Origin of the sequence: Roseibium sp. (assembly GCF_965229775.1) — a bacterium.
GTDB lineage: Bacteria > Pseudomonadota > Alphaproteobacteria > Rhizobiales > Stappiaceae > Roseibium.
This window is the reverse complement of sequence record NZ_OZ245929.1, coordinates 951,228-975,129: the sequence shown is the minus strand read 5'-3', so window position 1 is coordinate 975,129 and position 23,902 is coordinate 951,228. Positions and strand designations below refer to the sequence as shown.

General features: G+C 60.6%; 25 protein-coding genes. 12 read left to right on the top strand and 13 right to left on the bottom strand.

Translation table 11 applies throughout. The features are described from left to right. Positions 1-14: 14 nt before the first annotated feature. From ACO07N_RS04250 to ACO07N_RS04235, 4 genes are all read left to right on the top strand, one after another. A complete protein-coding gene (locus tag ACO07N_RS04250; protein ID WP_421979830.1) occupies positions 15-908 on the top strand; it encodes a heme-dependent oxidative N-demethylase family protein in 894 nt (297 codons plus the stop codon). Between the two features lie 124 nt (positions 909-1,032). Next, positions 1,033-2,412, top strand: coding sequence for an ABC1 kinase family protein (locus ACO07N_RS04245; protein WP_421979829.1), 1,380 nt, complete (start codon positions 1,033-1,035; stop codon positions 2,410-2,412). Between the two features lie 160 nt (positions 2,413-2,572). After that, on the top strand, positions 2,573-2,854 hold the full coding sequence (locus tag ACO07N_RS04240) for an aa3-type cytochrome c oxidase subunit IV (RefSeq protein WP_421979828.1): 282 nt from the start codon (positions 2,573-2,575) through the stop codon (positions 2,852-2,854). Positions 2,855-2,954: 100 nt separating this feature from the next. Beyond that, on the top strand, positions 2,955-3,626 hold the full coding sequence (locus ACO07N_RS04235) for a pseudouridine synthase (RefSeq protein WP_421979827.1): 672 nt from the start codon (positions 2,955-2,957) through the stop codon (positions 3,624-3,626). Here the strand turns inward: ACO07N_RS04235 and ACO07N_RS04230 are convergent. From ACO07N_RS04230 to rpsU, 3 genes are all read right to left on the bottom strand, one after another. Continuing rightward, a complete protein-coding gene (locus ACO07N_RS04230; protein ID WP_421979826.1) occupies positions 3,623-4,207 on the bottom strand; it encodes an NAD(P)H-dependent oxidoreductase in 585 nt (194 codons plus the stop codon). The genes ACO07N_RS04235 and ACO07N_RS04230 overlap by 4 nt on opposite strands. Positions 4,208-4,318: 111 nt before the next feature. After that, a complete protein-coding gene (locus tag ACO07N_RS04225) occupies positions 4,319-5,173 on the bottom strand; it encodes a tetratricopeptide repeat protein (protein WP_421979825.1) in 855 nt (284 codons plus the stop codon). A gap of 170 nt (positions 5,174-5,343) precedes the next feature. Then, a complete protein-coding gene (rpsU, locus tag ACO07N_RS04220) occupies positions 5,344-5,571 on the bottom strand; it encodes a 30S ribosomal protein S21 (RefSeq protein ID WP_306144344.1) in 228 nt (75 codons plus the stop codon). 654 nt (positions 5,572-6,225) lie between these two features. On the opposite strand from rpsU, the gene ACO07N_RS04215 reads away from it, so the two are divergent. Next, the gene (locus ACO07N_RS04215) at positions 6,226-7,623 is read left to right on the top strand and encodes an MATE family efflux transporter (protein WP_421979824.1); all 1,398 of its coding nucleotides are present in this window, start codon (positions 6,226-6,228) and stop codon (positions 7,621-7,623) included. Positions 7,624-7,625: 2 nt separating this feature from the next. Here ACO07N_RS04215 and ACO07N_RS04210 read toward each other — a convergent pair whose 3' ends face one another. The 4 genes from ACO07N_RS04210 to ACO07N_RS04195 form a co-directional block, all read right to left on the bottom strand. Beyond that, positions 7,626-7,868, bottom strand: coding sequence for a hypothetical protein (locus ACO07N_RS04210; protein ID WP_421979823.1), 243 nt, complete (start codon positions 7,866-7,868; stop codon positions 7,626-7,628). 23 nt (positions 7,869-7,891) lie between these two features. After that, the gene (locus tag ACO07N_RS04205) at positions 7,892-8,983 is read right to left on the bottom strand and encodes a 5-(carboxyamino)imidazole ribonucleotide synthase (RefSeq protein WP_421979822.1); all 1,092 of its coding nucleotides are present in this window, start codon (positions 8,981-8,983) and stop codon (positions 7,892-7,894) included. Positions 8,984-9,008: 25 nt separating this feature from the next. Next, positions 9,009-9,500, bottom strand: coding sequence for a 5-(carboxyamino)imidazole ribonucleotide mutase (gene purE / locus ACO07N_RS04200; RefSeq protein WP_421979821.1), 492 nt, complete (start codon positions 9,498-9,500; stop codon positions 9,009-9,011). Positions 9,501-9,638: 138 nt separating this feature from the next. Then, positions 9,639-9,836: a YdcH family protein gene (locus tag ACO07N_RS04195; protein ID WP_306144298.1), complete on the bottom strand. Its 198-nt coding sequence runs from the start codon at positions 9,834-9,836 to the stop codon at positions 9,639-9,641. Between the two features lie 361 nt (positions 9,837-10,197). Between ACO07N_RS04195 and ACO07N_RS04190 the strand changes: the two genes are divergently transcribed. After that, positions 10,198-10,377: a YdcH family protein gene (locus ACO07N_RS04190; RefSeq protein WP_306144297.1), complete on the top strand. Its 180-nt coding sequence runs from the start codon at positions 10,198-10,200 to the stop codon at positions 10,375-10,377. Between the two features lie 64 nt (positions 10,378-10,441). Here the strand turns inward: ACO07N_RS04190 and ACO07N_RS04185 are convergent, their stop codons facing one another. Both ACO07N_RS04185 and ACO07N_RS04180 read right to left on the bottom strand, forming a co-directional pair. Further along, positions 10,442-12,076: an acyl-CoA synthetase gene (locus ACO07N_RS04185; protein ID WP_421979820.1), complete on the bottom strand. Its 1,635-nt coding sequence runs from the start codon at positions 12,074-12,076 to the stop codon at positions 10,442-10,444. An 86-nt stretch (positions 12,077-12,162) separates the two neighbouring features. Continuing rightward, positions 12,163-12,927 (bottom strand): sulfite exporter TauE/SafE family protein, encoded by a 765-nt coding sequence (locus ACO07N_RS04180; RefSeq protein WP_421979819.1) that lies wholly within the window; start codon positions 12,925-12,927, stop codon positions 12,163-12,165. Between the two features lie 171 nt (positions 12,928-13,098). Between ACO07N_RS04180 and ACO07N_RS04175 the strand changes: the two genes are divergently transcribed. Then, positions 13,099-15,006 carry a propionyl-CoA synthetase gene (locus tag ACO07N_RS04175; RefSeq protein WP_421979818.1) on the top strand — a complete coding sequence of 636 codons (1,908 nt, stop codon included), beginning with the start codon at positions 13,099-13,101 and terminating at the stop codon, positions 15,004-15,006. 125 nt (positions 15,007-15,131) lie between these two features. Then, the gene (locus tag ACO07N_RS04170) at positions 15,132-15,923 is read left to right on the top strand and encodes a 3-oxoacyl-ACP reductase family protein (protein ID WP_319384156.1); all 792 of its coding nucleotides are present in this window, start codon (positions 15,132-15,134) and stop codon (positions 15,921-15,923) included. A gap of 123 nt (positions 15,924-16,046) precedes the next feature. Here the strand turns inward: ACO07N_RS04170 and ACO07N_RS04165 are convergent, their stop codons facing one another. Then, the gene (locus ACO07N_RS04165) at positions 16,047-16,892 is read right to left on the bottom strand and encodes an enoyl-CoA hydratase/isomerase family protein (RefSeq protein ID WP_421979817.1); all 846 of its coding nucleotides are present in this window, start codon (positions 16,890-16,892) and stop codon (positions 16,047-16,049) included. 316 nt (positions 16,893-17,208) lie between these two features. Here ACO07N_RS04165 and ACO07N_RS04160 point away from each other — a divergent pair, with 316 nt between their 5' ends. Continuing rightward, positions 17,209-18,117 carry a LysR family transcriptional regulator gene (locus tag ACO07N_RS04160; RefSeq protein ID WP_421979816.1) on the top strand — a complete coding sequence of 303 codons (909 nt, stop codon included), beginning with the start codon at positions 17,209-17,211 and terminating at the stop codon, positions 18,115-18,117. A gap of 25 nt (positions 18,118-18,142) precedes the next feature. Here the strand turns inward: ACO07N_RS04160 and ACO07N_RS04155 are convergent, their stop codons facing one another. Continuing rightward, on the bottom strand, positions 18,143-19,951 hold the full coding sequence (locus ACO07N_RS04155) for an ABC transporter transmembrane domain-containing protein (RefSeq protein WP_421979815.1): 1,809 nt from the start codon (positions 19,949-19,951) through the stop codon (positions 18,143-18,145). 312 nt (positions 19,952-20,263) lie between these two features. On the opposite strand from ACO07N_RS04155, the gene rpmE reads away from it, so the two are divergent. Continuing rightward, a complete protein-coding gene (rpmE, locus tag ACO07N_RS04150) occupies positions 20,264-20,488 on the top strand; it encodes a 50S ribosomal protein L31 (RefSeq protein WP_008196026.1) in 225 nt (74 codons plus the stop codon). 152 nt (positions 20,489-20,640) lie between these two features. On the opposite strand, the gene ACO07N_RS04145 is transcribed toward rpmE, so the two are convergent. After that, a complete protein-coding gene (locus tag ACO07N_RS04145; protein WP_421984375.1) occupies positions 20,641-21,186 on the bottom strand; it encodes a DUF1465 family protein in 546 nt (181 codons plus the stop codon). 415 nt (positions 21,187-21,601) lie between these two features. Then, complete coding sequence (locus tag ACO07N_RS04140; RefSeq protein WP_421979814.1) at positions 21,602-21,796, bottom strand: DUF1192 domain-containing protein; 195 nt, start codon at positions 21,794-21,796, stop codon at positions 21,602-21,604. Positions 21,797-21,945: 149 nt separating this feature from the next. Between ACO07N_RS04140 and ACO07N_RS04135 the strand changes: the two genes are divergently transcribed. Further along, the gene (locus ACO07N_RS04135) at positions 21,946-22,950 is read left to right on the top strand and encodes an NAD(P)H-quinone oxidoreductase (RefSeq protein ID WP_421979813.1); all 1,005 of its coding nucleotides are present in this window, start codon (positions 21,946-21,948) and stop codon (positions 22,948-22,950) included. 154 nt (positions 22,951-23,104) lie between these two features. Then, positions 23,105-23,860: a DUF1013 domain-containing protein gene (locus ACO07N_RS04130; RefSeq protein ID WP_421979812.1), complete on the top strand. Its 756-nt coding sequence runs from the start codon at positions 23,105-23,107 to the stop codon at positions 23,858-23,860. The last annotated feature ends 42 nt before the right edge of the window (positions 23,861-23,902 follow it).

Genomic DNA, 23,902 nt, shown 5'->3' with positions numbered 1-23,902 from the left:
CGGATCGCGCGCCGATGCCAGTTCCCAACGAGCCACCGTTCCGGCATCGTCCCTATGACGGATCGACGCGGCCCTTCACCGTCGGACTGAAACCGATCGGCGAAGAGACCTGGCTGGAGCCGGACCCGTTCCTTGCCGCGCATCTGGCGGAAAAGGAACGCCTTTTTTCGAAGGACCTTGCCGCCGTTTTCCGTGCCGAGGCGAACACGCTCGACGTTCAGCGTGAAGTGCTGGACCTCGTCACGGACAACCTGAAACGGTTTCACGGTCAAACGCATTCTTTCAAGACGGGCACGGCGGCGATCACCGGCACCGGTCGGAGGATCGCGCTGGATGGTGATGATGCCCTGCTGACCGCGTCCAGGCTGGTGCAGGAAGACCTTGTGGTCATGCGCAAGGGACCGGACGGCTACCGGCTTGTCGCAGCGTCGGTGTGTTTCCCGTCATCGTGGCGGCTTTCGGAAAAAATCGGCCGGTCCATGTCCGGGATCCACGAGGGGGTGCCGGACTTCAACGGTGCGCGCATGGGGCAGGTCGTGGAGCGGCTGTTTCAGAACCTGACGACGGATCAGCTGGTGTGCCGGTTCAACTGGTCGATCTATCCCGACAGCAACCTGCATCACCCGATGCCGGAGCGCATTCCCTCCGTTGTCACGCAAGAAACGTTCGCCAGGCTGTTTCTGAGAGTGGAACGGCAGACACTGCGCAGGCTTGCCGGCAGCGGAGATATCCTCTTCACGATCCGGATCCATCACGATCCGCTGGCGAAGCTGGCAGAGCAGGACGACCGGAAACACATCGCGTCCGACCTGCGCGCGCAACTGATGGATCTGTCGGAAGACCAGCTCGACTACAAGGGAATGACCCGCGCCCGGGATGAAATTGCCGCAGCGCTTGAGCGGATGTAAGTTTCGAAAGCGGCGTTTTGTCGACTGGTCCAGCTGGATTTCCATGCCGTAGATCATATGTGTTGGACTATTGATTTCCGGCCGGATGGCGCAAACAGGATCAGCGCAGGGAGTAGCTTGCCGAATGGCACAGTCAAAAGATCGCGAGAGCAACCGGTTCACCGCCCGCATGGGGCGTTATGCCAAGGTCGGCACGAACATGAGCGGCATTGCCGCCAAGTTCGCCGGGGCCCGGTTCTTCGGGATGAATCTCGACAACGCCAAGAACGCGGCGGAGCTTGCCGAAGCGCTGGGCGGGCTCAAGGGGCCGCTGATGAAGGTGGCACAGCTTCTCTCCACCATTCCCGATGCCCTGCCGCCCGAATACACCACCGAACTCGCAAAGCTGCAGGCGAGTGCTCCGCCGATGGGATGGGCGTTCGTCAAGCGCCGGATGCGCGCGGAACTCGGTGCGGACTGGCAGGGCCGGTTTGCCGAATTCGGCCGTGAGCCGGCGGCGGCGGCCTCGCTCGGACAGGTGCACAGGGCCACCGCTCACGACGGGCGCGTCCTGGCCTGCAAGCTCCAGTACCCGGACATGGCGTCGGCCGTCGAAGCCGATCTTTCGCAGCTGCAGATGCTGTTCTCGCTGCACAGGCGCATGAGCCCGGCGATCGATACGCGCGAAATCGCGAAGGAAATCAGCGCCAGGGTGCGCGAGGAACTCGACTATGCGCGCGAAGCAGCGCATATCGCGATGTATCAGGAGATCCTGTCCGACACCGAACAGATCCGCGTTCCCTCGGTCGTCGACGAATTGTCAACGCGCCGGCTCCTGACCATGGGCTGGCTCACCGGCAAACCGCTCCTGGACTACAAGGAACATGACCAGGAAGACCGCAATCACCTGGCAAAAACCATGTTCCATGCCTGGTGGCACCCTTTCAGCCACTATGGCGTCATTCATGGCGACCCGCACCTTGGAAACTACACCGTGTTCGAACAGGAGGGCCGTCCGGCCGGGATCAACCTGCTCGACTATGGCTGTATCCGGGTGTTCCCGGAATCCTTCGTCGAAGGCGTGGTCAATCTTTATCTCGGGCTGCTGGAGGAAGACAATGACCGGGTCGTTTCGGCCTATGAGCGCTGGGGGTTCAAGAACCTCAAGAAGGAAGTCGTCGAGGTTCTCAATATCTGGGCGCGGTTCATCTACGGCCCGCTGCTTAGCGACCGCGTGCGTTCGATCGCGGACGGTGTTTCCGCCGCCGAATACGGCCGGAAAGAAGCCTTCAAGGTGCATTCCGCGTTGAAGCAGCTTGGTCCGGTCACCGTGCCGCAGGAATTTGTCTTCATGGATCGCGCAGCCATCGGGCTTGGCGGTGTTTTCCTGCATCTGCGCGCCCAGCTGAATTTCTTCCAGCTGTTCAACGAGCAGATCGAGGGCTTCGAGGCGGCCAAGGTCCGGCAGCGCCAGGATGATGTGCTCCGCGGTGCCGGCCTTGCGGGGACTTCGAACGCGGCCTGACCGGGGCGCCAGGGTAAAATCGGCTCCCGGCAACCCTGTTTGTCCTGCCTAGGCCAAAAAGTCGCGTCAAACCTGTCGGATTATGTGTTTGCCGACATTGCGGACCCCGAAGTCTTTATTGTATGAAGTCATCCAACTGTTGTTTTTCCTGGGGATCTGAATGTCTGACGAAAAAGCGCCCGCGATGGACTATGACGCTCACGAGCGGACTTACGAAGGCTTCATCAACTTTTCCAAAGTCGGCACCATCGCCGTCATCAACATCGTCATCTGCCTTATCCTGTTCGGCTTTGGCGGTACCACTGCCGTCGTGTTCGGATGGCTGATGCTGATTGCCACCATGGTCGCTTCCGCCATCGGTCTTGCCCTTGGCGATTCCGGCTGGATCCCGCCGACCGCGGTGACCGTGCTCACGATCATCCTGGCGATCCTGACGGTCTGATCCGGCTCCGAAATCAGGGCGTTCCAGCGCCCGTCTATGTGCAAAGGCGCGGTCCGGAACTGCGCCTTTCGTTTGTCCGGAATGGCGCGGAAAACTGGCGATGACGACCGCGGTGCCTCAGTCTTTCGATTACGATCCACCGATGGAGCCCTTCCTGCCGGTGATCCATTCGGATGCAGACCTTCTGGTCATCGACAAGCCGAGCGGCCTCTTGAGCGTGCCGGGCAAGGCACCCGAACACGGAGACTGCGTGGAGAGCCGGTCCCGCGGGGTTCACGCCAACTCCCGCATCGTGCACCGCCTCGACATGGATACGTCCGGCGTCATGGTGCTTGCGATGAACCCTGCCGCGCAGCGCCACCTCGGCCTGCAGTTCGAGCGCCGCAAGACCCGCAAGACCTACATTGCCGACGTCTGGGGCCGCCTGGACGCAGACACCGGCGAGGTTGACCTGCCGCTGATTTGTGACTGGCCCAACCGCCCGAAACAGATGGTGTGCTTCGACAACGGCAAGGCGGCATTGACGAGGTGGGAGGTCATCGGCCGGACCGAAGAGACGACACGCGTCAGGCTCTTTCCCCATACCGGCCGTTCGCATCAATTGCGGGTGCATATGCTGGCGCTGGGACATCCGATCCTCGGCGACCGGTTTTATGCCGAAGGTGATGCGCTGGCGGCATCGGGCCGCCTGTCGCTTCATGCGGAGAGCCTTGAGCTTCATCATCCAAGCGGCGGCGAACGGGTCACGTTCCGCTCACGGTGTCCGTTCTAGATCGCTTTTTCCCCCAGCGTTTCCATCGTCCGCAGCCAGCGGCCGACCTGTGCCGGTTCGGCGTGTTCGACCATGCCGAACACCGTTGATCTGACCGGCTTGAACCCGACGAAACCGAGGATGTTCCGCTTCAGGCTCTTCAGGCTGTGCGCGCCGTACCAGAGCCTGTAGGCGAGGGCCGGCATGCCTGCGGTCAGGATGATCCGTGCTGATTTTCCGCGCATCTTGCCCTTTGGCCAGCGGTCGTCCGCAGAGCGTTCGAACGCGGTGTCGTAGTGAAGAAGCTGTTCCAGAAATCCCTTGGTGTAAGCCGGCAGCGTTCCGAGCCAGAGCGGATAGATCAGCACGAGATGATCTGCGTCCAGAAGAGCGTCGCGCGCTGGCCTGACGGCCTCGGGGCTCGGTTCATCGGTAAAATCCGACGGTTTGCGCAGAAGGGGAAAGTCGAGATCCGCGATGCGGACGAGTTTCAAGCGGTGCCCCGCGCGTTCCGCACCGGCGGCATAAGCGTGCGCGAGCGCGTGACACAGATGGCCGTCGTCGGGATCAGGGTGACCGTCGAGTATCAGGATGGTTTTCATGAGACCTCCTGTCGGTTTCAGAACGGCTGCAGGCAGGTCTCAATGATAGCGTGAAGTCACGTCGTCGCGTTGATCTGGATCAGGCGGGTTGTCCGGAGGGGACGGGTAGCTTCAGCCCTGGCCGACGCGGCCAAGGCCCTCGCGGGCGATCTTGTTGGAGTTGTCCAGCGACATGGCGCGCGAATAGTTGCGGCGGGCGTCCTTGGGCTTGCCGAGAAGTTCCAGCGCGAGACCGCGATTTGCCCAGGCAATCGCTGATTCCCGGTCGAGATTTACGGCCATGGACAGGTCTTCGAACGCTGCATTCGGGTCGTTCACCGCGAGATAGGAAATGCCCCGGGCGATATAGGGTGCGCTTGCCTTCGGGTTCAGGCCGATGGCCGTGGCGAAGTCCTCGATGGCAAGACTGTCCTGCTTCTGAGCCTGGTAGATCAGGCCCCGGTTGTAGAAGGCGCGGGCGTCACTGCTGTCGCGGGCGATCACGGAATTGAAGTCGGCGAGCGCAGCGTTGTAGTTGCCCTGCTGGCGATAGATGTTGCCGCGGCCGACATAGGCGACGTCATAGTCGGGCTTGATATTGATGGCGCGCGTATAGTCCGAAACGGCCAGGTCGTTCTTGCCCTGGCGGCGATAGACGAGCGCCCTGTTGGCATAGGTCTGGTAGGACTGGGGATTGAGCTGCAGGGCGCGGTTGAAATCCTCGATCGCCTGGTCGAGTTTGCCGGCCTGGCCGTAGGCGATGCCACGTGTGCTGTAGGCCGTTGCGTCCGAGGGGTTCGATTCGATCACGGCCGTCAGCGAGGCAATGTTGGTCGAAGATCCGGCCGACTTGTTGACTGGCACGTCATCATAAACGCCGGCGGTGTTACACGCGGCCAGGAGCGTTGCAAAGGCGAACAGGGTCGCGTGTGGCAGGAAGTTGCGCATGCGGCACATATGCTCTCTGACATTCAAGCGTTCGGACATGCCGTTCATCGACCTCCAATAGGGCGGGAATGTGGCTGCCGTTGCCCTACGGTGTTTCCGTCCGGCAAATTCTTTGTAAAACGCCGTAAGGCCGACCGTGAACCCGGTCGGCCTTACGGCAAATCTGCAAAAGAGAAGAGGCCTTTCAGCCGGGTGCACTCGAGCCGCGACTAGCGGCGAGCGGACTTGCCCGGAAGCAGACCTTCACGCTGTGCACGCTTGCGGGCCAGCTTGCGCGCGCGGCGCACGGCTTCGGCCTTCTCACGGGCTTTTTTCTCGGACGGCTTTTCGAAGTGGCCGCGAAGTTTCATTTCACGGAAGATGCCTTCGCGCTGCATCTTTTTCTTCAGCGCCTTGAGCGCCTGATCGACATTGTTGTCGCGAACCAAAACCTGCACGCGTTTTTTCCTGTTCTCGATGCCCTGCGACAGACCCGCAGGCAAATTAAAACCTTGATTAAAGACGCCTTGCCAGCCCTTCAATCGATCGTCCCGAACTCACAGCGTGACGTGCCGATGCAGCACCAGGCTGCCATGCATTCACTTGTGTACAGAGACTTAATCGCCGCTGACGCGTCGCTCACATGAGGGCGGTACATACCAGAGGAGGCACCACCTGTCCACAGCCATTCGCAAATAATCCGGGCGAAATCAGACCCTGCACCATGTGCCGGACCAGAAGAAAGATGGACACAAGAGCGATTGAAGACTAGGGTCAGGCCCCATTTATTTGGATGAATTGGTAAGGATGAATTTGTTCGGATACGAGGCGCAAAGCTGCAGGAAACCGTCCGGTTTCCAAAGATTTGCAAAGACGTTGCCGGGCAAATTCACCCTATCCCTACGGGACGCAAAAACGGCTTCGATCTGCACCGTCAAACCGCTCAACCGGGCAGGAAGCCCGCTTGTCGCGCTTTTCCTTGCAGCTCATTGCCGTTTGCTGCGCCAATTCAACCAAATTAATGAGTCCTGACCCTAGAGGTGATTTTCTCACCAGAACCCAAATGCCTCGTTCAAGAAGGCGGTTCAACGCCCCGTTTGTTGGAGGAAACAATGGCGCATCCCGCGTCACGGGAACCTGTTCCAGCGCAGTCGAAGTCGTTGTGGCAGAGCGATATCCTGCCGACGCTTTCGCTCGGCATGCCGCTTGCCGGTGCGCAATTGGCGCAGATCGCCATCAACACCACCGACGTCCTGATGATCAGCCGCCTCGGAGCCGTGGAGCTTGCCGCCTCCGTGCTGGCGTTCAATTTCTACATGCTCCTGTGGTTCTTCGGCATGGGTATCCTCCAGGCGGTCATTCCGCTTGCGGCGCGAGCGCGCGGTCAGCGGCGGCCCCGTGACTTGCGGCGCGCGGTCCGCATGGGGTTCTGGATCTCCGTGATTTTCTGTATGCCGGTCTGGATCATCCTGTTCTTCACCGAATCGATCCTTTTGTTGCTCGGCCAGGAGCCGGAACTGGCACGGCTTGCGGGCATCTACATGCAGGTTCTGCAATGGACCATGCTGCCGGCGCTGCTGATCATGGCCATCCGGGGGTTCCTGACCGTCATGGAGCGCACCCAGGTCGTGCTTTGGGCAACGATAGCCGGCGCGGTTGCCAACGCCATCCTGGATTACCTGCTCATCTTCGGACATCTCGGATTTCCGAGGCTGGAACTTGTCGGCGCGGGTTTCGCGTCCGTTCTCAGTGCAACGACCACGTTCCTGTTCCTGCTCGGCTATGCACTGCTGCATCCGAAACTGCGCCGGTACAATCTTCTCGGCCGCATCTGGCGCTCCGACTGGCCGGTCTTTTTCCAGATCCTCCGGCTTGGTACGCCGATCGGGCTGACGATCGTGGCGGAAGGGTCGCTGTTCACGGCCTCGGCCATCATGATCGGCTGGCTGGGCACCGTGCCGCTGGCCGCGCACGGCATCGCGCTTCAGATCGCATCGATCACGTTCATGGTGCCCGTCGGGCTCTCCATGGCAGCGATGACGCGTGTCAGCCTAGCGGCCGGCCGCGGTGACCGGGCGGGTATAGGACGGGCCGGGTGGACATCGCTCTGGGTCACCACGTTCTTCATGGTGTGCTTTGCGATTGTCTTCTGGACGATCCCCGAGACATTGATCGGGCTCTATCTCGATTTTTCAGATCCGGAAGCGCTGGAGGTTCTTGCCTACGGCGTTTCCTTCCTGCTGGTCGCGGCGCTGTTCCAGCTTGCCGACGGCGGGCAGATCATCGGCGTGAACAATCTGCGCGGTCTGGGGGACACGGCAATACCCTTGCTTTATGCGCTGTTCGGCTACTGGGTCGTCGGCATCAGCCTGTCCCTCGGGCTCGGCTTCCTGGCCGGCTGGGGCGGCGTCGGCGTCTGGCTCGGACTTGCCGGAGGCCTGGCAAGTGTTGCGCTGCTGGCAAACTACCGCTTTGCGCGCCGGGAAGAGCTGGGTCTGGTCAGGATCTAGGGTCAGGACTCATTAATTTGGTTGAATTGGCGCAGCAAACGGCAATGAGCAGCAAGGAAAAGCGCGACAAGCGGGCTTCCTGCCCGGTTGAGCGGTTTGACGAAGCAGATCGAAGCCGGTTTTGCGTCCCGTAGGGATAGGGTGAATTTGCCCGGCAACGTCGTTGCAAACCCTTGAAAACCGGACGGTTTCCTGCAGCTTTGCGCCTCGTATCCGAACAAATTCATCCCTACCAATTCATCCAAATTAATGGGTCCTGACCCTAGGATCAGTCCGATTTCGGTGTGATCCGGTTGACGTGCCCCATCTTGCGGCCTGCACGGGTTTCGGACTTGCCGTAAAGATGAAGCCGGGCACCGGGGTCCTTCAGGACGTCCGTCCAGGTGTCGGCTTCGAAGCCGATCAGGTTTTCCATGACGGCGTCCGAATGCCGTTCCGCAGAGCCGAGCGGCCAGCCCGCGACGGCACGGATATGCTGGTCGAACTGCGATGTCAGGCAGGCGTCCTGCGTCCAGTGGCCGGAATTGTGAACCCGCGGCGCGACTTCGTTGACGAGAAGCTTTTCGCCGGTCTCGTCCCGGACAAGAAACATCTCGACGCCCATGACACCGACATAATCCAGCCCGTGGACAATCTTTTCGGCCATCTGACGGGCTGTCTCCGCGGTCCGGGCCGACACGCCGGCGGGCACCGTGGAGGTCTTGAGAATATGGTTTTCATGGTGATTGCGTGCAATGTCGAAGCTGCGGGATGCGCCGTCAAGATCACGGGCGACAATGACGGAGACCTCGCATTCGAAAGGGATCAGCGCCTCAAGGACAGCGGGTACGGCACCGATCCTGTCAAATGCACCCTCCGCATCGCCCGGTTCCCGGATCATCAGCTGGCCCTTGCCGTCATAGCCGAAGCGCCGGGTTTTCAGAACGCCCTTGCCGCCGAACTCCTTCAGGGCGCTGTCCAGGTCCGATTGTGAACCGATATCCGCGAAACCGGCGATCGCGATGCCGGTCTCCGACAGGAACCGTTTTTCAAAGAGACGGTCCTGGGACACTTCCAGCGCGCGCGCACCGGGGCGCACCGGAACCCTCGCATCCAGATGCGCGGCGGTCGGTCCGGGCACGTTCTCGAATTCGTAGGTGACGACCGAAACGGCATCCGCAAACCGGTTGAGCGCATCGATGTCCTCGTAGGGCGCAATGGTGAAGGTGGCGCTCACGTCGAAGGCGGGGCTGTGCGGGTCAGGGCAGTAAATGTGGGTCTTCAGTCCGAGACTGGCCGCAGACTGAGCAAGCATGCGGCCGAGCTGGCCTCCGCCAAGTATGCCGACGGTGTCGCCCGGGCCTAGCCGTTTGTCGCTCATCTTCGAAGTCTCGCGTTTTCTGGTTTCAGATGTCGTCTGCCGGAAACTCGGCGACGTCCGCCGTGCGTTCGGTGCGATAGGCGTCAAGTGCCGCCTCGATTGCAGGGTCGCCGAGGGCGAGCACGGCGGCGGCAAGCAGCCCGGCATTCGTAGCCCCGGCCTTGCCGATGGCGAGGGTACCGACCGGAATGCCGCCGGGCATCTGCACGATCGACAGCAGGCTGTCCTCACCGGACAGGGTGCGGCTCTCGACGGGAACGCCGAACACGGGCAGCGGGGTCAGCGCGGCCGTCATACCGGGAAGATGCGCTGCGCCGCCGGCCCCGGCAATGATCACCTTGAAGCCTTCCGCCTTTGCGCCCGTGGCGAAATCATACATGCGCTGAGGCGTGCGGTGCGCCGAGACGATCCGGGCTTCGTAGCTGACGCCGAGCTGGTCGAGCGTTTCGGCCGCGTGTTTCATCGTCGGCCAGTCCGACTGGCTTCCCATAATGATCGCGACATCCGCATTTGCCATTGCTTGCTCCACATGCCCGGGGCTCAGAAAGGCGCGGAGTATAGGCAGAGCGGCCAGCATCGCAACCCCGGAAAGGCGCGGATGCCAACAAAAACGCCGGCGACCGGTTCAACCGGGCTGATCCACCCCTCGCAAGGCTTATGCAATGATGTCCGGGAAAAGCTGATCCTCGAGTGCGGAGATACGATCCTTGATCAGCAGTTTCTTCTTCTTGAGGCGCTGCAGCTGCAGGACGTCATGGTTTGATGTTGCCGCAAGCGCCTCCACGGCGACGTCAAGGTCCCTGTGTTCCTGACGAAGCTGCGCAAGCTCCATTCGCAATGCATCCGTGTCCATTTGGCCCTCTGTTCCCCAACGCCCAGGAATCAAGTCCTAGTCCATTTTGCCCGTCGCGGGCAAGATAGCATCTTTCGCGCCCGCCAACCTGCCGATGGCCACGATGCGAGGCGGGATGGCTCCACAATTGTCCAATAATTGTTCACAGCGTGATTTCCTCAGCCGGCGAAGTAAACAGGCGCGATTATCGTGCGATTTTAGACAGTTAATCGACGGGCGTTCTTTAGGGTTTTCTAAGGATAGATGCACGAATGCATATTTTGTCGGCGAAATGGATCAGATATGCGGATTCTGCAATCGACAAGGCGAGATTTCATGTGGCACGATGGTAATGTTGAGCCAACAGACAGGAGGTTTATCCATGTCAATGCAGTCGCATCTCGAAGAACTTGAGCGCCGTCACGCGGAAATGAAGCGCAAAATCGAAGACGCTCTGATGCACCCGAGTACAGACTCACTGGAATTGGCCGACATGAAACGACAAAAGCTCAAGATCAAGGACGAGATTGAGCGAATAAGGCATGACAAGACGCTTCACTAGACAGTTTATAACTGTTTGAGGAAGGTTTGGATCGCCGCACAATGTGCGGCGATTTTGTTTTATCTCACAGCTGTTTCGCCTGCTCGCGCAGGGCAAACTTCTGGATCTTGCCGGTCGAAGTCTTCGGCAACTCGCAAAAGACCACCGTTTTGGGCGCCTTGAAACTGGCCATGTGTTCCCGGCAAAAGGCGATCAAGTCCGCTTCCGTGACCGTCGAGCCGCCGGCGAGCTCGACGAAGGCGCATGGTGTTTCCCCCCATTTCTCGTCGGGCCGGGCGACCACCGCCGCCGCCTGGACATCCGGGTGCTTGTAAAGCACATCTTCCACCTCGATCGAGGAGATGTTCTCACCGCCCGAAATGATGATGTCCTTGGACCGGTCCTTGAGCTGGATATAGCCGTCCGGGTGCATGACGCCGAGATCGCCGGAATGAAACCAGCCGCCTTCAAAGGCGCTCGCGGTTGCGTCCGGGTTCTTCAGGTAGCCTTTCATGACGACATTGCCGCGGAACATGACCTCGCCGAGGGTGGCGCCGTCAGCCGGGACCGGGGCAAGCGTCTCAGGGTCGAGCACCTTCAGGTCCTCCAGCGCGACATAGCGGACCCCCTGGCGTGCCTTTTTCTGGGCCTGCTGTTCCAGCGGCAGGACGTCCCAGTCCGATTTCCAGTCATTGACGACGGCGGGACCGTAGACCTCGGTCAGACCGTAAAGGTGGGTGACGTTAAAGCCGGCCGTTTTCATGGCCGCAAGCACGCTTTCGGGCGGCGGGGCAGCCGCGGTGAAGAACTCGACCTCACGCTCCAACTCGCGTTTCTGGTCCGGTGTTGCATTCAGGAGCGTGGACATGATGATCGGCGCGCCGCACAGGTGGGTGACATTCTCATCGGCGATCAGGTCCCACATGGACTGCGGGCGCACCCAGCGGAGGCAGACATGCGTTCCGGCGACGATGGAGATCGACCAGGGAAAACACCAGCCGTTGCAGTGAAACATCGGCAGGGTCCACAGATAGACCGGGTGCTTTGCCATGGATGCGGTGATCACGTTGGCCTGCGCGAGCAGGTAGGCGCCGCGGTGGTGGTAGACGACGCCCTTGGGGTTTCCGGTCGTCCCCGACGTGTAGTTGAGCGTGATCGCATCCCATTCGTCGTCCGGCAACGACCAGTCGAACGCGGGATCTCCAGACTGCACGAACTCTTCATAGTCGGTCGTGCCCAGGCGCTCGCCGTCCTGCGGGAATTCCGGATCGGAATAGTCGATGACCACCGGTTCGACCGCGGCAATCGACAGGGCCTCCTTCACGACAGGGGCATATTCGCGGTCCGTGATCAGGACCTTGCAGTCGGCATGGTCGAGCTGAAAGGCAATGATGGCGGCATCCAGACGGGTGTTCATGGAGTGCAGCACCGCCCCGGTCATCGGCACGCCATAGTGGGCTTCGAGCATCGGCGGCACGTTGGAAAGCATCACGCTGACCGTGTCGTTCTTGCCGATGCCAAGTCCCGACAAGGCCGAGGCAAGCTGACGGGAGCGGCGGTAGAAGGTCCGGTAATCGGTGCGCTGGGCGCCGTGAACGATGGCGATCTTTTCCGGAAAGACGTCGGCCGCACGCGCCAGAAAGCTGAGCGGAGACAGCGCAGCGAAGTTTGCAGTGTTCTTGTCGAGCCCCTGTTCGAAGGGGCTGAGGCCGGCATCCATAACTATCCTCCCAGCTATTGCCCTGTTTTGACTATCAAATCCGGAAATGCCGGTCTGCGCAATCTCCCGTGTGAATTTGGTGCGGGCTAGGAAAGCAGGTTGGTGAGACCGTCATAGGTCAGCTTGGTGCCGATCAGGCCCATGAAGACGTAGATGAGCTTGTAGAAGGTTTCCGCATTGATGATCCTGATCAGCCGCACGCCGGCAAGGGTTGCGACAAGGGCAAGCGGCATGAGCACCGCCGACGTGGCAAGGTTCGTGGTGTCGAACTGACCGAGCAGGAAATACGGGACGACCTTGATGGCGTTGACCGCGGCAAAGAAGATGACGGCCGTGCCGGCGAACAGCAGCTTCGGCATTCTGAGCGGTACGGTGTACATCTGATAGGGCGGCCCGCCTGTATGACTGATGAAGCTGGTGAACCCGGCAACACCGCCCCAGAAGAAACCCCATGCAGGTTTGTGTCCGCTTGCGGTTTCCTGCTTGCGCCGTTTGAAAACATAATCCGCAACGAAGGCGAGTGAGGTCACGCCCACCAGAAGGGTGATGAAATTGTCGTTGACCCAGGCCGCCGCCGCCCAGCCGATGACGATGCCGACGACGGCGGCAGGCAGCATGATGGCAAGGCAGGTCCAGTCCGCACGTCCGCGATAGGCGAGCAGCGCAACGACATCCATCAGGAGGAGGATCGGCAACATGATCCCGGCCGCCTGAATGGGGGAAATCGCCAGGGTCAGGATCGGAACCGCCAGCATGGCCAGCGTGCCGCCGAAGCCGCCCTTGGAAAGACCGACGAGAATGACGGCCGGAAAAGCGGCGAAATAGAACCAGGGATCGGTAATCGGTGACATGGGACGGAAAGCTGTCTCGGGTGCTGGGCAGGAGGGCGGAAACAAGCACGCCAGAGAGATTACGTAAAGACCCGACCACCTAATTGCTTACGCCAGGCCACTTGCATTTCCGCATTGTCTTACAGCAGTGTAGTCACAAATTGCCGAGGCGGCTGTTCGGGAGGATTTGACATGGCAAGCCGGTATCACGAGGTCTACCAGGGCTGGAAAGACGATCCGGAGGGTTTCTGGAAGTCTGCGGCCGCCGAAATCGACTGGATTTCCACGACGGACACGGTCTTCGATCCGGACCAGGGACAATACGGCCGATGGTACCCGGACTGGGAGTGCAACACCTGTTACAACTGCCTCGACCGGCACGTGGAGCGCGGCCGCCCCGGCCAGCCCGCGCTGATCTACGACAGCCCGATTACCGGCAAAAAGGCGACCTACACGTTTGAGGAACTGCTCGACGAGGTCGAGGCCTTTGCGGCCGTTCTCGCCGACAAGGGACTGACAAAGGGCGACCGGGCGATCATCTACATGCCCATGATCCCGCAGGCGGTGATGGCGATGCTCGCCTGCGCGCGTCTTGGCGTCATTCACTCCGTCGTCTTCGGAGGATTTGCGGCCAACGAACTGGCGACCCGGATCGATGACGCTTCTCCCAAGGCGATCATCGCGGCCTCCTGCGGCATTGAGCCCGGGCGCGTGATTGCCTACAAACCGCTTGTCGACCAGGCGATCGAATTGTCCGCGCACAAGCCGGACTCCTGTTTCGTGTTCCAGCGCGAGGAACTGGCCGCGGAGATGACGGAAGGCCGGGATCACGATCTCGGACGCCTCATGGACGAGGCCAGGGCGGCGGGACGGACGGTCGCTCCGGTGCCCGTCAAGGCGACGGACCCGCTTTACATTCTCTACACGTCCGGCACGACCGGGCAGCCGAAAGGGGTTGTCCGGGACAATGGCGGGCACATGGTCGCCCTGAAATGGTCGATGAGCAATCTCTACGACATCCAGCCGGGTGAGGTGTTCTGGGCGGCATCGGATGTGGGCTGGGTCGTCGGCCATTCGTATATCTGCTACGCACCGCTGCTGCACGGCTGCACGACGGTGCTGTTCGAAGGCAAGCCGGTCGGCACGCCGGACGCCGGTGTCTTCTGGCGCGTCATATCGGAACACAATGTCGTGTCGCTGTTCACGGCACCAACGGCCTTCCGGGCGATCCGCAAGGAGGACCCCGAAGGCGAGCTGATCAAGAAGTATGATCTGTCTCAATACCGGTCGCTGTTCCTCGCGGGCGAGCGTGCCGACCCTGAAACGGTCAACTGGGCGATCGATCAGCTGCAGGTGCCGGTGATCGACCACTGGTGGCAGACCGAAACCGGGTGGTGCATCGTCGGCAATCCGCTCGGCCTCGGCCAGTTGCCGGTCAAACCTGGGTCTCCGACGGTGCCGATGCCGGGCTACGACGTCCAGGTGCTTGACGATGCCGGACATCCGCTGGGGGCGAACACGCTGGGCAACATCGTGGTGAAACTGCCGCTGCCACCGAGTGTTCTGCCGACCCTGTGGAACGCGGATCAACGATTCTTCGATGCCTACCTTGCCGAGTTCCCCGGCTACTACAAGACGTCGGATGCCGGCATCATCGACGAGGACGGATACCTCTCGATCATGGCGCGGACCGACGACATCATCAACGTCGCCGGACACCGCCTGTCCACCGGCGGCATGGAAGAGGTTCTGGCAACGCATCCCGATGTTGCCGAATGCGCCGTCATCGGGATTGCGGACAAGCTGAAAGGGCAGCTGCCCTGCGGGTTCGTGGTGCTGAAATCGGGCGTCGACCGTGATCATGCCGATATCGAGCGTGAACTCGTCAAACTGGTACGCGAAAAGATCGGGCCGGTCGCGGCCTTCAAGATCGCCATCACGGTGGAGCGGCTGCCGAAGACGCGGTCGGGCAAGATCCTGCGGGGGACGATGCGTCAGATTGCCGATGGTGAAAGCTACAAGATGCCGGCGACGATCGACGATCCGGCGATTCTGGATGAAATCACTGACGCGTTGAAATCACACGGGATTTCCGCCTGACAAGCGAAAGTTCCGCTACTGGAGGACCTCATCGGCCATCGACAGCGCCGGTTTTGAGACTTATGGTCGGGCCGTCGCGGGCGCGTTCCTGCGCCGCTTTTGGTCAGTAAACCGTGAGGTTTTTCGTGTCTTTGGAAAATAAGGTTGCGATCGTTACCGGTGGAGCCAGAGGGATCGGTTTCGCCATCGCCAAACGCTTTGTGAGCGACGGAGCCAAGGTGGTCGTCGCCGACATCGACGACGCGGCGGGCGAGGAAACGGTCGAAGATCTCGGCAGCCTCGGGGATGTGACATATATCCACTGCAATGTCGGTGAACGTCTGGATGTTCGCAACATGGTGGCCGAAACACTCAACGGCTATGGCGACATCGACATCCTGGTCAACAATGCGGGCATCGTCGGCGGCGCCGACTTTCTCGAATTGGAAGAAGAAGATTTCGACCGGATTCTCGCGGTCAACCTGAAGGGGGCCTTCCTGTGCTCCCAGGCGGTTGCCCGGCACATGGTCGAGAAAGTCGAAAACGGCGGCGAACCCGGCTGCATCATCAACATGTCGTCGATCAACTCGGTTCTCGCGATCCCGAACCAGATTCCCTACTGCGTGTCCAAGGGTGGCGTGTCGCAACTGACCAAGGTCACCGCGCTGGCGCTGGCGCCCCATGGCATCCGGGTCAACGCAATCGGACCGGGATCAATCATGACGGACATGCTGGCGGCGGTGAACAGCGATCCGGCGGCGAAAAAACGCGTGATGTCACGGACACCGCTTCAGCGCATCGGCGAACCTTCCGAAATTGCCGGAGTTGCCGCGTTTCTCGCGTCGCGTGACGCCAGCTACGTTACCGGCCAGACGATCATGGCCGACGGCGGAAGAATGCCGCTCAACTACACCGTTGCGGTTCCCGACGACGACTGACGCGTGATGCCTGCCGTCGCAGGCAACGACGATCCCTTCATGGGATGGCCGCCGGTGTCCGCCGGCGGCCATTTTTCTTTCGGGGTCGTCTTCGTGGCCGTCTTCGTCTCCGGGGCCGGCCGGTCAGTTGATCTCCTGAACCTTCATGACGAGATCGGGCCAGTTTCTCTGGTTCTCGATGTCATGTTCCAGCCCTTGCTCGTCGGCGATGGTGAAGCGTTTGACGGCAGGTGTCTTGCTGGTCGCCTGGTAGAGCCAGTAGGCCTCGGCCTTGAGCGCGTCCTGGATCGGACGGTCGATGGATTCATAGACCATCTGCTTGCAGGCATTGATGGACTCGGCGGGGAAGCTGGCGATGCGTTTTGCCAGATTGTCCACGTAAGCGCCGATCTCGTCCGGCTCCAGCGCCTTGTTGATCGTGCCCATTGCTTCCGCCTCGTCGGCGTCGAAGTCACGGGCGCTGAGGATGATTTCAAGAGCCCGGCCCAGACCTGTCTGACGCGCCATTCGCGAAGCGCCGCCGCCACAGGGCAGGATGCCCATGCCGACTTCCATCTGCATGAACTTGAATTTGCCGCGGGCGGCAAAGCGCATGTCGAGCGCCAGCGCCAGTTCGTGGCCGCCGCCGCGCGCGAACCCTTCCAGCTTGGCGATGGTCGCCTGCGGTACCTTGCTGATGCGTTCGCACACCGCCTGAAGGTCGAGAAGCTCGGCCTCGTCGCGGGAAACCGCCTCGGTGGACATGTCCTTCAGAAGTTCCGTGTCGTAGTGGCAGACCCAGATCTCGGGGTTCGCGGACTGGAAGACGACCACCTTGGTTTCCCGGTCTCTCTCGAGCCGCATGGCCAGGCTGTTCAGGTCGGCCAGCATTTCCTGACCCTGCACGTTCACGGTGCCGAAATCGAAGGTCACCGTTGCGATAGCGTTTTCCACCTTCACGTCGAAGGTTGTGAAATTGTCGTATTTCATCGAGACGATCCTTGTCCAAAAGCGATGCTTGGGTGCGTTCCCGGCAGACATATCCAGGACGGTTCGGCGCTCGGGGAAGAGTTCAGCGCCTCACGACAGAACATCTAATTCAATCGGGCATTGGACTTAATCCGGCAAAAATTGGTTTCAGAATTCGGATTTTGTTATGAATAGAGACTCAAGTCCCGGATTGGCAGACGCCAGCTGCAGCAGCCGGCTTCAGTCCCGGCATCGGATCCTAGCCAGGTGCCGCATTCACCCGGTGTCGGGCCGACGCTGTAAGGGGCCGTTCAACAAGGCGAAAAGGACCGAGCTGATGGATACGGATTGCATAAGGCTCTTCGTCCTTGCGGCCGACATGCTGAACATCAGCGCGGCAGGGCGTGAGCTCGGGCTGGCGCAGGCGGTGGCGAGCGCGCGCTTGTCCAAGCTGGAAAAGCAGGTCGGTTCCGACCTGTTGCACCGGTCGACACGCAAGGTGTCCCTGTCGCTGGAAGGAGCGGAGTTTCTTCCCTATGCCCGGGAAATACTGGCCCAGGAGGACGCCTTTCTCGCGGCGCAGGGGCATCACGGCAGAGAGGTCAAGGGGACGTTGCGCTTTGCGGCACCGAGTTCGTTCACGCAGCTGTTCATTGCTCCGGTCCTCGGCGAGTTTCTCGACCGGTATCCGAAAATCGATCTTCAGCTGCGGCTGTCCGACACGCAGATGGACCTGATCGAGGGGGCGTTCGATCTGGCGTTGCGCAACTACGCGATCGAAGACAGCAGCCTGAGAGCGCGCAAGCTGTCCGACGACAGACGTATTCTGTGTGCATCGCCCGGTTATCTGTCCCAACATGAGTTTCCGGCGACACCTGAAGACCTGCGCAGGCATCGGCTACTGGTTTTCCGGGATGGCCCGCCGCGGAAGCTGGAGGCACAGGAGACCGGGGCCGCTGCCATGTTCCCTCCGGCGGGTTCCGAAAACCGCCTGGTTTTCGACGACGGTACCTGCATGCGGGTTGCCACCGTGAACGGGGCGGGCATCTCCATGAATTCGGTTTGGAGCGTCCACGACGATCTCAGGAAAGGAACGCTGGTTCGGGTTCTGCCGGACTACGAAGTCCGGGACGGATCGGCCGTATGGCTTGTTTATCCGCGTTCGAACGTGCTCACCGCGAAGGTCCGCGTCTTTATCGATTTCCTGATCGAGAAGATCGGCAAGCCTCCGGTCTGGGAAGCCTGAAACCGGCCCGCAAAGGCCGCGATGTTCAGGCCAGTTGCTTTTGCGATTCCGCACCGAACTGCAGGCGTGCGAGCTTGGCGTAGAGACCGTCGGCGGCACTCAGTTCCGCGTGCGTGCCCGTTTCGACGATCCGGCCGTCTTCCATGACCACGATCCTGTCGGCCTTCAAGACGGTGGCAAGGCGGTGAGCGATGACAAGCGTCGTGCGGCCTTCCATCAACCGTTCGAGGGCTTTCTGGACGAGATTTTCGCTCTCGGCATCGAGCGCACTGGTCGCCTCGTCCAGCAGCAGCACCGGAGCATTTCTGAGAACGGCTCGGGCAATGGCGATCCGCTGGCGCTGACCGCCGGACAGCGTGATCCCGCGTTCGCCGACAAGGGTGTCATAGCCGTCGGTCATGTTCTCGATGAACGGGGCGGCCAGCGCGGCATTGGCGGCAGCGACAATTTCGTCGCGCGAGGCGTCGGGCCGGCCGTAGGCGATGTTCTCGGCAACGGATGCGCCGAAGATTGCGGTGTCCTGCGGAACGAGCGCGATATGACTGCGCAGATCCACCGGGTCGAGGTCCTGAAGCGCGACGCCATTCAGGCGAATGACGCCTGATGTCGGGTCGTAATACCGCATCAGCAGGCTGAAGAGCGTCGACTTTCCGGCGCCGGAAGGACCGACGACGGCGACGGTTTCTCCCGGCGTCACCTCAAGGGTCAGATCCCGCACCACGGGCATGGTCTCGCTGTTGCGGTAGGCGAAAGAGACGTCCTGGAAGGAAATGGCGCCCTGCGTGGTTTCCGGCAGCTTCGCGGGAACCGCAGGCGCCTTGATTTCAGGCTCGATTTCAAGAAGTTCGGACAGCCGTTCCGCTGCGCCGGCTGCCTGGGACAATTCCCCCCAGACCTCGGAAAGCGCGGCCAGAGATCCTGCGGCCAGGATGGAATAGAGCAGGAACTGGCTGAGTTCACCACCGGTGATCCGGCCTGCGAACACGTCGCTGGCACCGATCCACAAAACGGCGACGATGCTGGAGCCGATGACGAAAATGGCAAAACCGGTGAGGGCGGCCCGTGCCACGATCGCCTGGCGTGCGGCAGTGAAGGCTGTTTCGATGGCGGATGTGTAGCGGTTGGCGCTGCGCTGTTCGTGCGTGAAGGCCTGTATCGTGCGGACGGAGCCCAGCATTTCACTTGCATAGGCGGATGCATCGGCGAGCGTGTCCTGGGCAAAGCGGGATCTTTTGCGCACCTTTCTGCCGAACCCAAGCACCGGGACAAGAATGACGGGGATGGCAGCGAGTACAAAAACCGAAAGACGCGGGCTGGTGACCACCATCATGACGGACGCGCCTGCAAACATGATCAGGTTGCGCATGGCGAGCGACGCGCTCGCGCCGAACGCTGCCTTGATCTGGGTGGTGTCGGCTGTCAGGCGCGACAGGATTTCGCCGGATTTTGCGCTGTCGTAGAAAGACGGGCTGAGTCGGGTCATGTGGTCGAAGACGTCCGACCGGACTTCGGCAACGACGCGCTCTCCGAGCCACATGACCAGGAAATAGCGGATGGAGCTGGCCATCGCCAGGGCACAGACGACCCCGATCAGAACGGCAAAGTAGGAATTGACCAGGGCAGGATCGTCCGCTCCGAAGCCATAGTCGATCATCCGGCGAACGGCTGCCGGCAGCACAAGCGTGATCACGGCTGCGGAGAAAAGCGCCGCGATGGCTGCCGCCACCATGCCCCGGTGTTTGGTGAGATAAGGCAACAGGCGCGTCAGCGGCCGCAGCGAGCGCCGGGTTCGTTTCTCGTTTTCGTCAAGCTCTGATGCAATCGCGTCCGCCAACCGGCCTCTCCTCCTTGTCCGCGCCGTCCGGCGCGGTCCCATCCGTCTTTATCATGTTCTATCGCGTGTACAATGCCTGTGGTATTGCTGCGCGCGACGCAATTTGCCGTAAAGCGGGGGCCGCGTCCTTGATCAAAGCCAAAGCCCGATTGCAGGAATTTGCCCCTTGTCTTGCCTGCCGCCTTGAGGTATATCCCCGCCTCAGTTTCTGAGGGCGGCGTCCGCATCCGGATCGGCGGCCCTTTATCTCGTTTTGCGCCCGACGCTTCGGCTTTCCGTGAAAGCCGGACTTGGCGCCTGAAAGGACCGGTCATGAAAGCGGATATTCATCCCGACTATCACACCATCAAGGTCGTCATGACCGATGGTACCGAATTTACCACCCGTTCCACCTACGGTGCGGAAGGCGACACACTGCAGCTGGACATCGACCCGACGTCCCATCCGGCGTGGACCGGCGGCGACCGTCAGTTGATGGACCGCGGCGGCCGCGTGTCCCGCTTCAAGAACAAGTTTGCAGGTTTCCTCGGCTCCTAAGTGCCGCAGCAACCGCGCAGAACATGAAAACCCGGCCAGTGGCCGGGTTTTTTGTTTTATGACGTGTGGCATGCGGAGCTGGCAGACGCACTCATTCAGACAAAAAAGCCGCCTCGCGGCGGCCTTCTCAATTCAATTCAGGCTGAGCCCGATCAACCCAGTTTGGCGAATGCCGCGTGGAGCTGGTTGAGCTGCGAGGCGACCGGATTGTCGTTGATGGCCGCTTCTTCGACCGTTTCTTCCTCGCCCTTGCGGTAAAGCATCTTGTCGAGATGCACGACGCGCTCCTGCAAGCGGGTGGAGCGTTCGATCAGGTCACGCAGCGTGTGCGGGAGTTCGTCCCAGGAAGGGCCACCGGTCGCGCTGCTGAGTTTGTCGAGCCGTACCTTGTTCTTTTCGCTTCCCGCCTGTTCGCGGGACATTTCGCCTTCATTGACGGCGCGCTGGAGCAGGAGCCAGGATGCCAGCTGCATCAGGCGGGTGGTCAGACGCATGGACTCGGTCGCATAGGCAAGCGATGCAGGGCGCGGCAGTTGCTTGGCTTCTTCCCGGCCTTCGCCGTCGAGATACATGGCGGTCTCCTCGACGAGAGACATGCCTTCCTGAAACAGGTTCTGGAAGTTGTCCGAGTTTGCAAGATGGTGAGCAATGTGCACCGCACTTGCAGGACCTTCGGCTTTTTTCTTGTCTTCCGTCATGGGATAACTACGCCTCATCTACTCTTCCGGTTCCAAGCGCGTCCGCCTTGTGTGTCCCGTGTCGAAACATCTTGCCAAAGATGTCCCGTATCGGAACGGAACGCGCTGTCATGCCATCTACCGAGCAAGCGTCATGCCAGACGGCCGCAGGATCGACAGTTAACCAGAACCATTCGAGGATACTATGCGTGCGAAGCAAAAAAAAGAGCCGCACGGTTGCGGCTCTGAGTCTTTAACAGGGAGGCGTCAAACAGAGTGGACAGGAGCCACTCATATCCAGATGACTGGATAGCCATATTTATACTTTGGAAAGATTAATGAGTGGTAAACGCGTAAAAATTTACCTAGCTTATTTACCAGAATGCCGGTAAAGACCTGAATTAATTCGAATTTATCGCGAATAATACCAAGGCAATCAGCGAAATACAGAGTTCGCGGCATCGCGAATAGTGCTGCGTTGTTCCAGTTCCTGCCGGGTACGGTTAATTTCTTCCTGAAGGGCCGTAATGCGTTCGGAAAGCTCATCCTCCGACAAACGCGCCAGATCTTCGCCAACCGTGATTTTGCCGGCCTCCGGCTTTTTGGGGATATCTTCGTCAAAAACACCCATCGCTTCGCTCTCCGAACCGTGCCGTTGAAAAAAATCCGCACCCGGATTTTCCAGTCCGTCTTTCCTTCCACCGGGCCGACGGTTATTTACCATAGGCTACACATGCAACCGCCCGCCAGTCCCAAAATGAACCAACAGGAACCGTTTTGATGCAGAATTTGCCGGACGAAATGACTGCCATTGCAATTTCGGAACCCGGAGACGCGGATGTTCTGATTTTGGAAAAGCGCCCGCTGCCTGAGCCCGGTCCGGATGACATCCTGATCAAGGTGCACGCCGCCGGCGTCAATCGTCCGGATGTTCTTCAACGCAAAGGGGCCTATCCGCCGCCGAAAGGAGCGTCCGACCTGCCGGGTCTTGAAGTCGCCGGTGAGATCGTGGCCTGCGGCGCGCAGGTCAAACGCTTCGGTATCGGGGACAAGGTCACGGCGCTGGCGCCGGGAGGCGGGTATGCGACCTATTGCAAGGTGAACGCCGGTCATGCGCTGCCGATCCCGAACGGCATGGATATGGTCGAAGCGGCGGCGCTTCCCGAGACCTTTTTTACCGTCTGGACCAACGTGTTCGATCGCAGCGGTCTTGTTGCCGGGGAACGGTTCCTGGTTCATGGCGGCACGTCCGGCATCGGCACGACCGCGATCCAGCTGGCAAAGGCCTTCGGAGCGGAGGTGTTCACGACGGTCGGGTCCGAGGCGAAGGCGGAGGCCGTGCGCAAACTCGGGGCGGATCATGTCATCAACTATCGCGACGCCGCATTCGAGAAGGTCATCCTGGACATCACCGGCGGCGAAGGTGTCCACGTGATTCTCGACATGGTCGGCGGTGACTATGTCGAGCGGAACTGGAAGGCGGCCGCTGTCGAAGGCCGCATCTGCCAGATCGCGACGCTCAACGGTGTTGCCGAAAACGTCAATTTCTCACGCCTCATGGTGAAGCGGCTGACCCATACGGGTTCCACGCTGCGCCCGCGCAGCGATGAATTCAAGGCCGCCATAGCGGCAAGCCTGGAATCGCGGGTCTGGCCCCTGATCGAAGCCGGAAAAGTGAAGCCGGTCATGGATTCCACCTTCCCGCTCGAACAGGCAGCGGACGCGCACCGGCGGATGGAAAGCTCTGGACATATTGGTAAAATCGTTCTGACCGTCGACGTGTGAACAGAGACGGCCACGCGCCGAAATAGCCGGTTGCGGACTCCATTTGCGTTTCCGCGGCGTTCGGCATATATTCGCGCCACTTTCCATGAAACAGAACTAGAACACCGCTTTTTCGCCCTGCCGGGCGAGGGAGCACACGAGAGGAATTTATCCGATGGCGAACACGCCGCTTATGCCGAAGGCCACCGCCGTCTGGCTCGTGGACAACACGGCCCTGAGCTTCACGCAGATCGCGACGTTCTGCAAACTGCACCCGCTTGAAGTCAAGGCGATTGCCGACGGTGAGGCGGCCCAGGGCATCAAGGGTCTGGACCCGATCCTGACCGGCCAGCTGACGCGTGAAGAAGTCGAAAAGGCGCAGAACGATCCCAAGTACCAGCTCAAGCTTCAGGGGTCGAAAGTTGTCGTACCTGAAACCAAGCGCAAGGGACCGCGCTATACACCGGTGTCGCGCCGCCAGGACCGTCCGAATGCGATCCTGTGGCTCGTGCGCAACCATCCGGAAATGAAGGACGCGCAGATCATGCGTCTTGTCGGCACCACCAAGCCGACCATCGCGGCGATCCGTGACCGGACCCACTGGAACTCGGCCAACCTGACGCCGTCGGATCCCGTGACGCTGGGCCTGTGCAGCCAGCTCGAACTGGACATGGAAGTCGAAAAGGCCGCCAAGAATGCACCGCAACCTGTTGCCGGCGAGCCCGTCGAAACGCTGATGCCGGTCGAAGACAGCACCAGCGAAGACGCGATCGCGGCCGCCTTCTCGCTCGATCCAAGCCAGCCGGTCAGGCGCGAAGAGGAAGAGGAAATCGACGCGGACGCCGTGTTTGCGAAGCTGAATTCGCTGAAGGGCGACGATGACGCGGAGGCTTCCGATGAGGAGGTTTCTGACGAAGAGGAAGCCAAGTAAGGCAACCCTCATCACCGATGAATGAAAAACCGCCGGCTGGTG

Coding starts and splice junctions, on each gene's coding strand:
- ACO07N_RS04190 (WP_306144297.1), top strand. CDS start 10,198: ATGTCAATGCAGTCGCATCTCGAAGAACTTGAGCGCCGTCACGCGGAA.
- ACO07N_RS04165 (WP_421979817.1), bottom strand. CDS start 16,892: ATGAAATACGACAATTTCACAACCTTCGACGTGAAGGTGGAAAACGCT.
- ACO07N_RS04205 (WP_421979822.1), bottom strand. CDS start 8,983: ATGAGCGACAAACGGCTAGGCCCGGGCGACACCGTCGGCATACTTGGC.
- ACO07N_RS04180 (WP_421979819.1), bottom strand. CDS start 12,927: ATGTCACCGATTACCGATCCCTGGTTCTATTTCGCCGCTTTTCCGGCC.
- ACO07N_RS04185 (WP_421979820.1), bottom strand. CDS start 12,076: ATGGATGCCGGCCTCAGCCCCTTCGAACAGGGGCTCGACAAGAACACT.
- ACO07N_RS04130 (WP_421979812.1), top strand. CDS start 23,105: ATGGCGAACACGCCGCTTATGCCGAAGGCCACCGCCGTCTGGCTCGTG.
- ACO07N_RS04230 (WP_421979826.1), bottom strand. CDS start 4,207: ATGAAAACCATCCTGATACTCGACGGTCACCCTGATCCCGACGACGGC.
- ACO07N_RS04225 (WP_421979825.1), bottom strand. CDS start 5,173: ATGTCCGAACGCTTGAATGTCAGAGAGCATATGTGCCGCATGCGCAAC.
- ACO07N_RS04160 (WP_421979816.1), top strand. CDS start 17,209: ATGGATACGGATTGCATAAGGCTCTTCGTCCTTGCGGCCGACATGCTG.
- ACO07N_RS04250 (WP_421979830.1), top strand. CDS start 15: ATGCCAGTTCCCAACGAGCCACCGTTCCGGCATCGTCCCTATGACGGA.
- ACO07N_RS04195 (WP_306144298.1), bottom strand. CDS start 9,836: ATGGACACGGATGCATTGCGAATGGAGCTTGCGCAGCTTCGTCAGGAA.
- purE (WP_421979821.1), bottom strand. CDS start 9,500: ATGGCAAATGCGGATGTCGCGATCATTATGGGAAGCCAGTCGGACTGG.
- ACO07N_RS04240 (WP_421979828.1), top strand. CDS start 2,573: ATGTCTGACGAAAAAGCGCCCGCGATGGACTATGACGCTCACGAGCGG.
- ACO07N_RS04215 (WP_421979824.1), top strand. CDS start 6,226: ATGGCGCATCCCGCGTCACGGGAACCTGTTCCAGCGCAGTCGAAGTCG.
- ACO07N_RS04145 (WP_421984375.1), bottom strand. CDS start 21,186: ATGACGGAAGACAAGAAAAAAGCCGAAGGTCCTGCAAGTGCGGTGCAC.
- ACO07N_RS04245 (WP_421979829.1), top strand. CDS start 1,033: ATGGCACAGTCAAAAGATCGCGAGAGCAACCGGTTCACCGCCCGCATG.
- ACO07N_RS04135 (WP_421979813.1), top strand. CDS start 21,946: ATGCAGAATTTGCCGGACGAAATGACTGCCATTGCAATTTCGGAACCC.
- ACO07N_RS04140 (WP_421979814.1), bottom strand. CDS start 21,796: ATGGGTGTTTTTGACGAAGATATCCCCAAAAAGCCGGAGGCCGGCAAA.
- ACO07N_RS04235 (WP_421979827.1), top strand. CDS start 2,955: ATGACGACCGCGGTGCCTCAGTCTTTCGATTACGATCCACCGATGGAG.
- rpmE (WP_008196026.1), top strand. CDS start 20,264: ATGAAAGCGGATATTCATCCCGACTATCACACCATCAAGGTCGTCATG.
- ACO07N_RS04175 (WP_421979818.1), top strand. CDS start 13,099: ATGGCAAGCCGGTATCACGAGGTCTACCAGGGCTGGAAAGACGATCCG.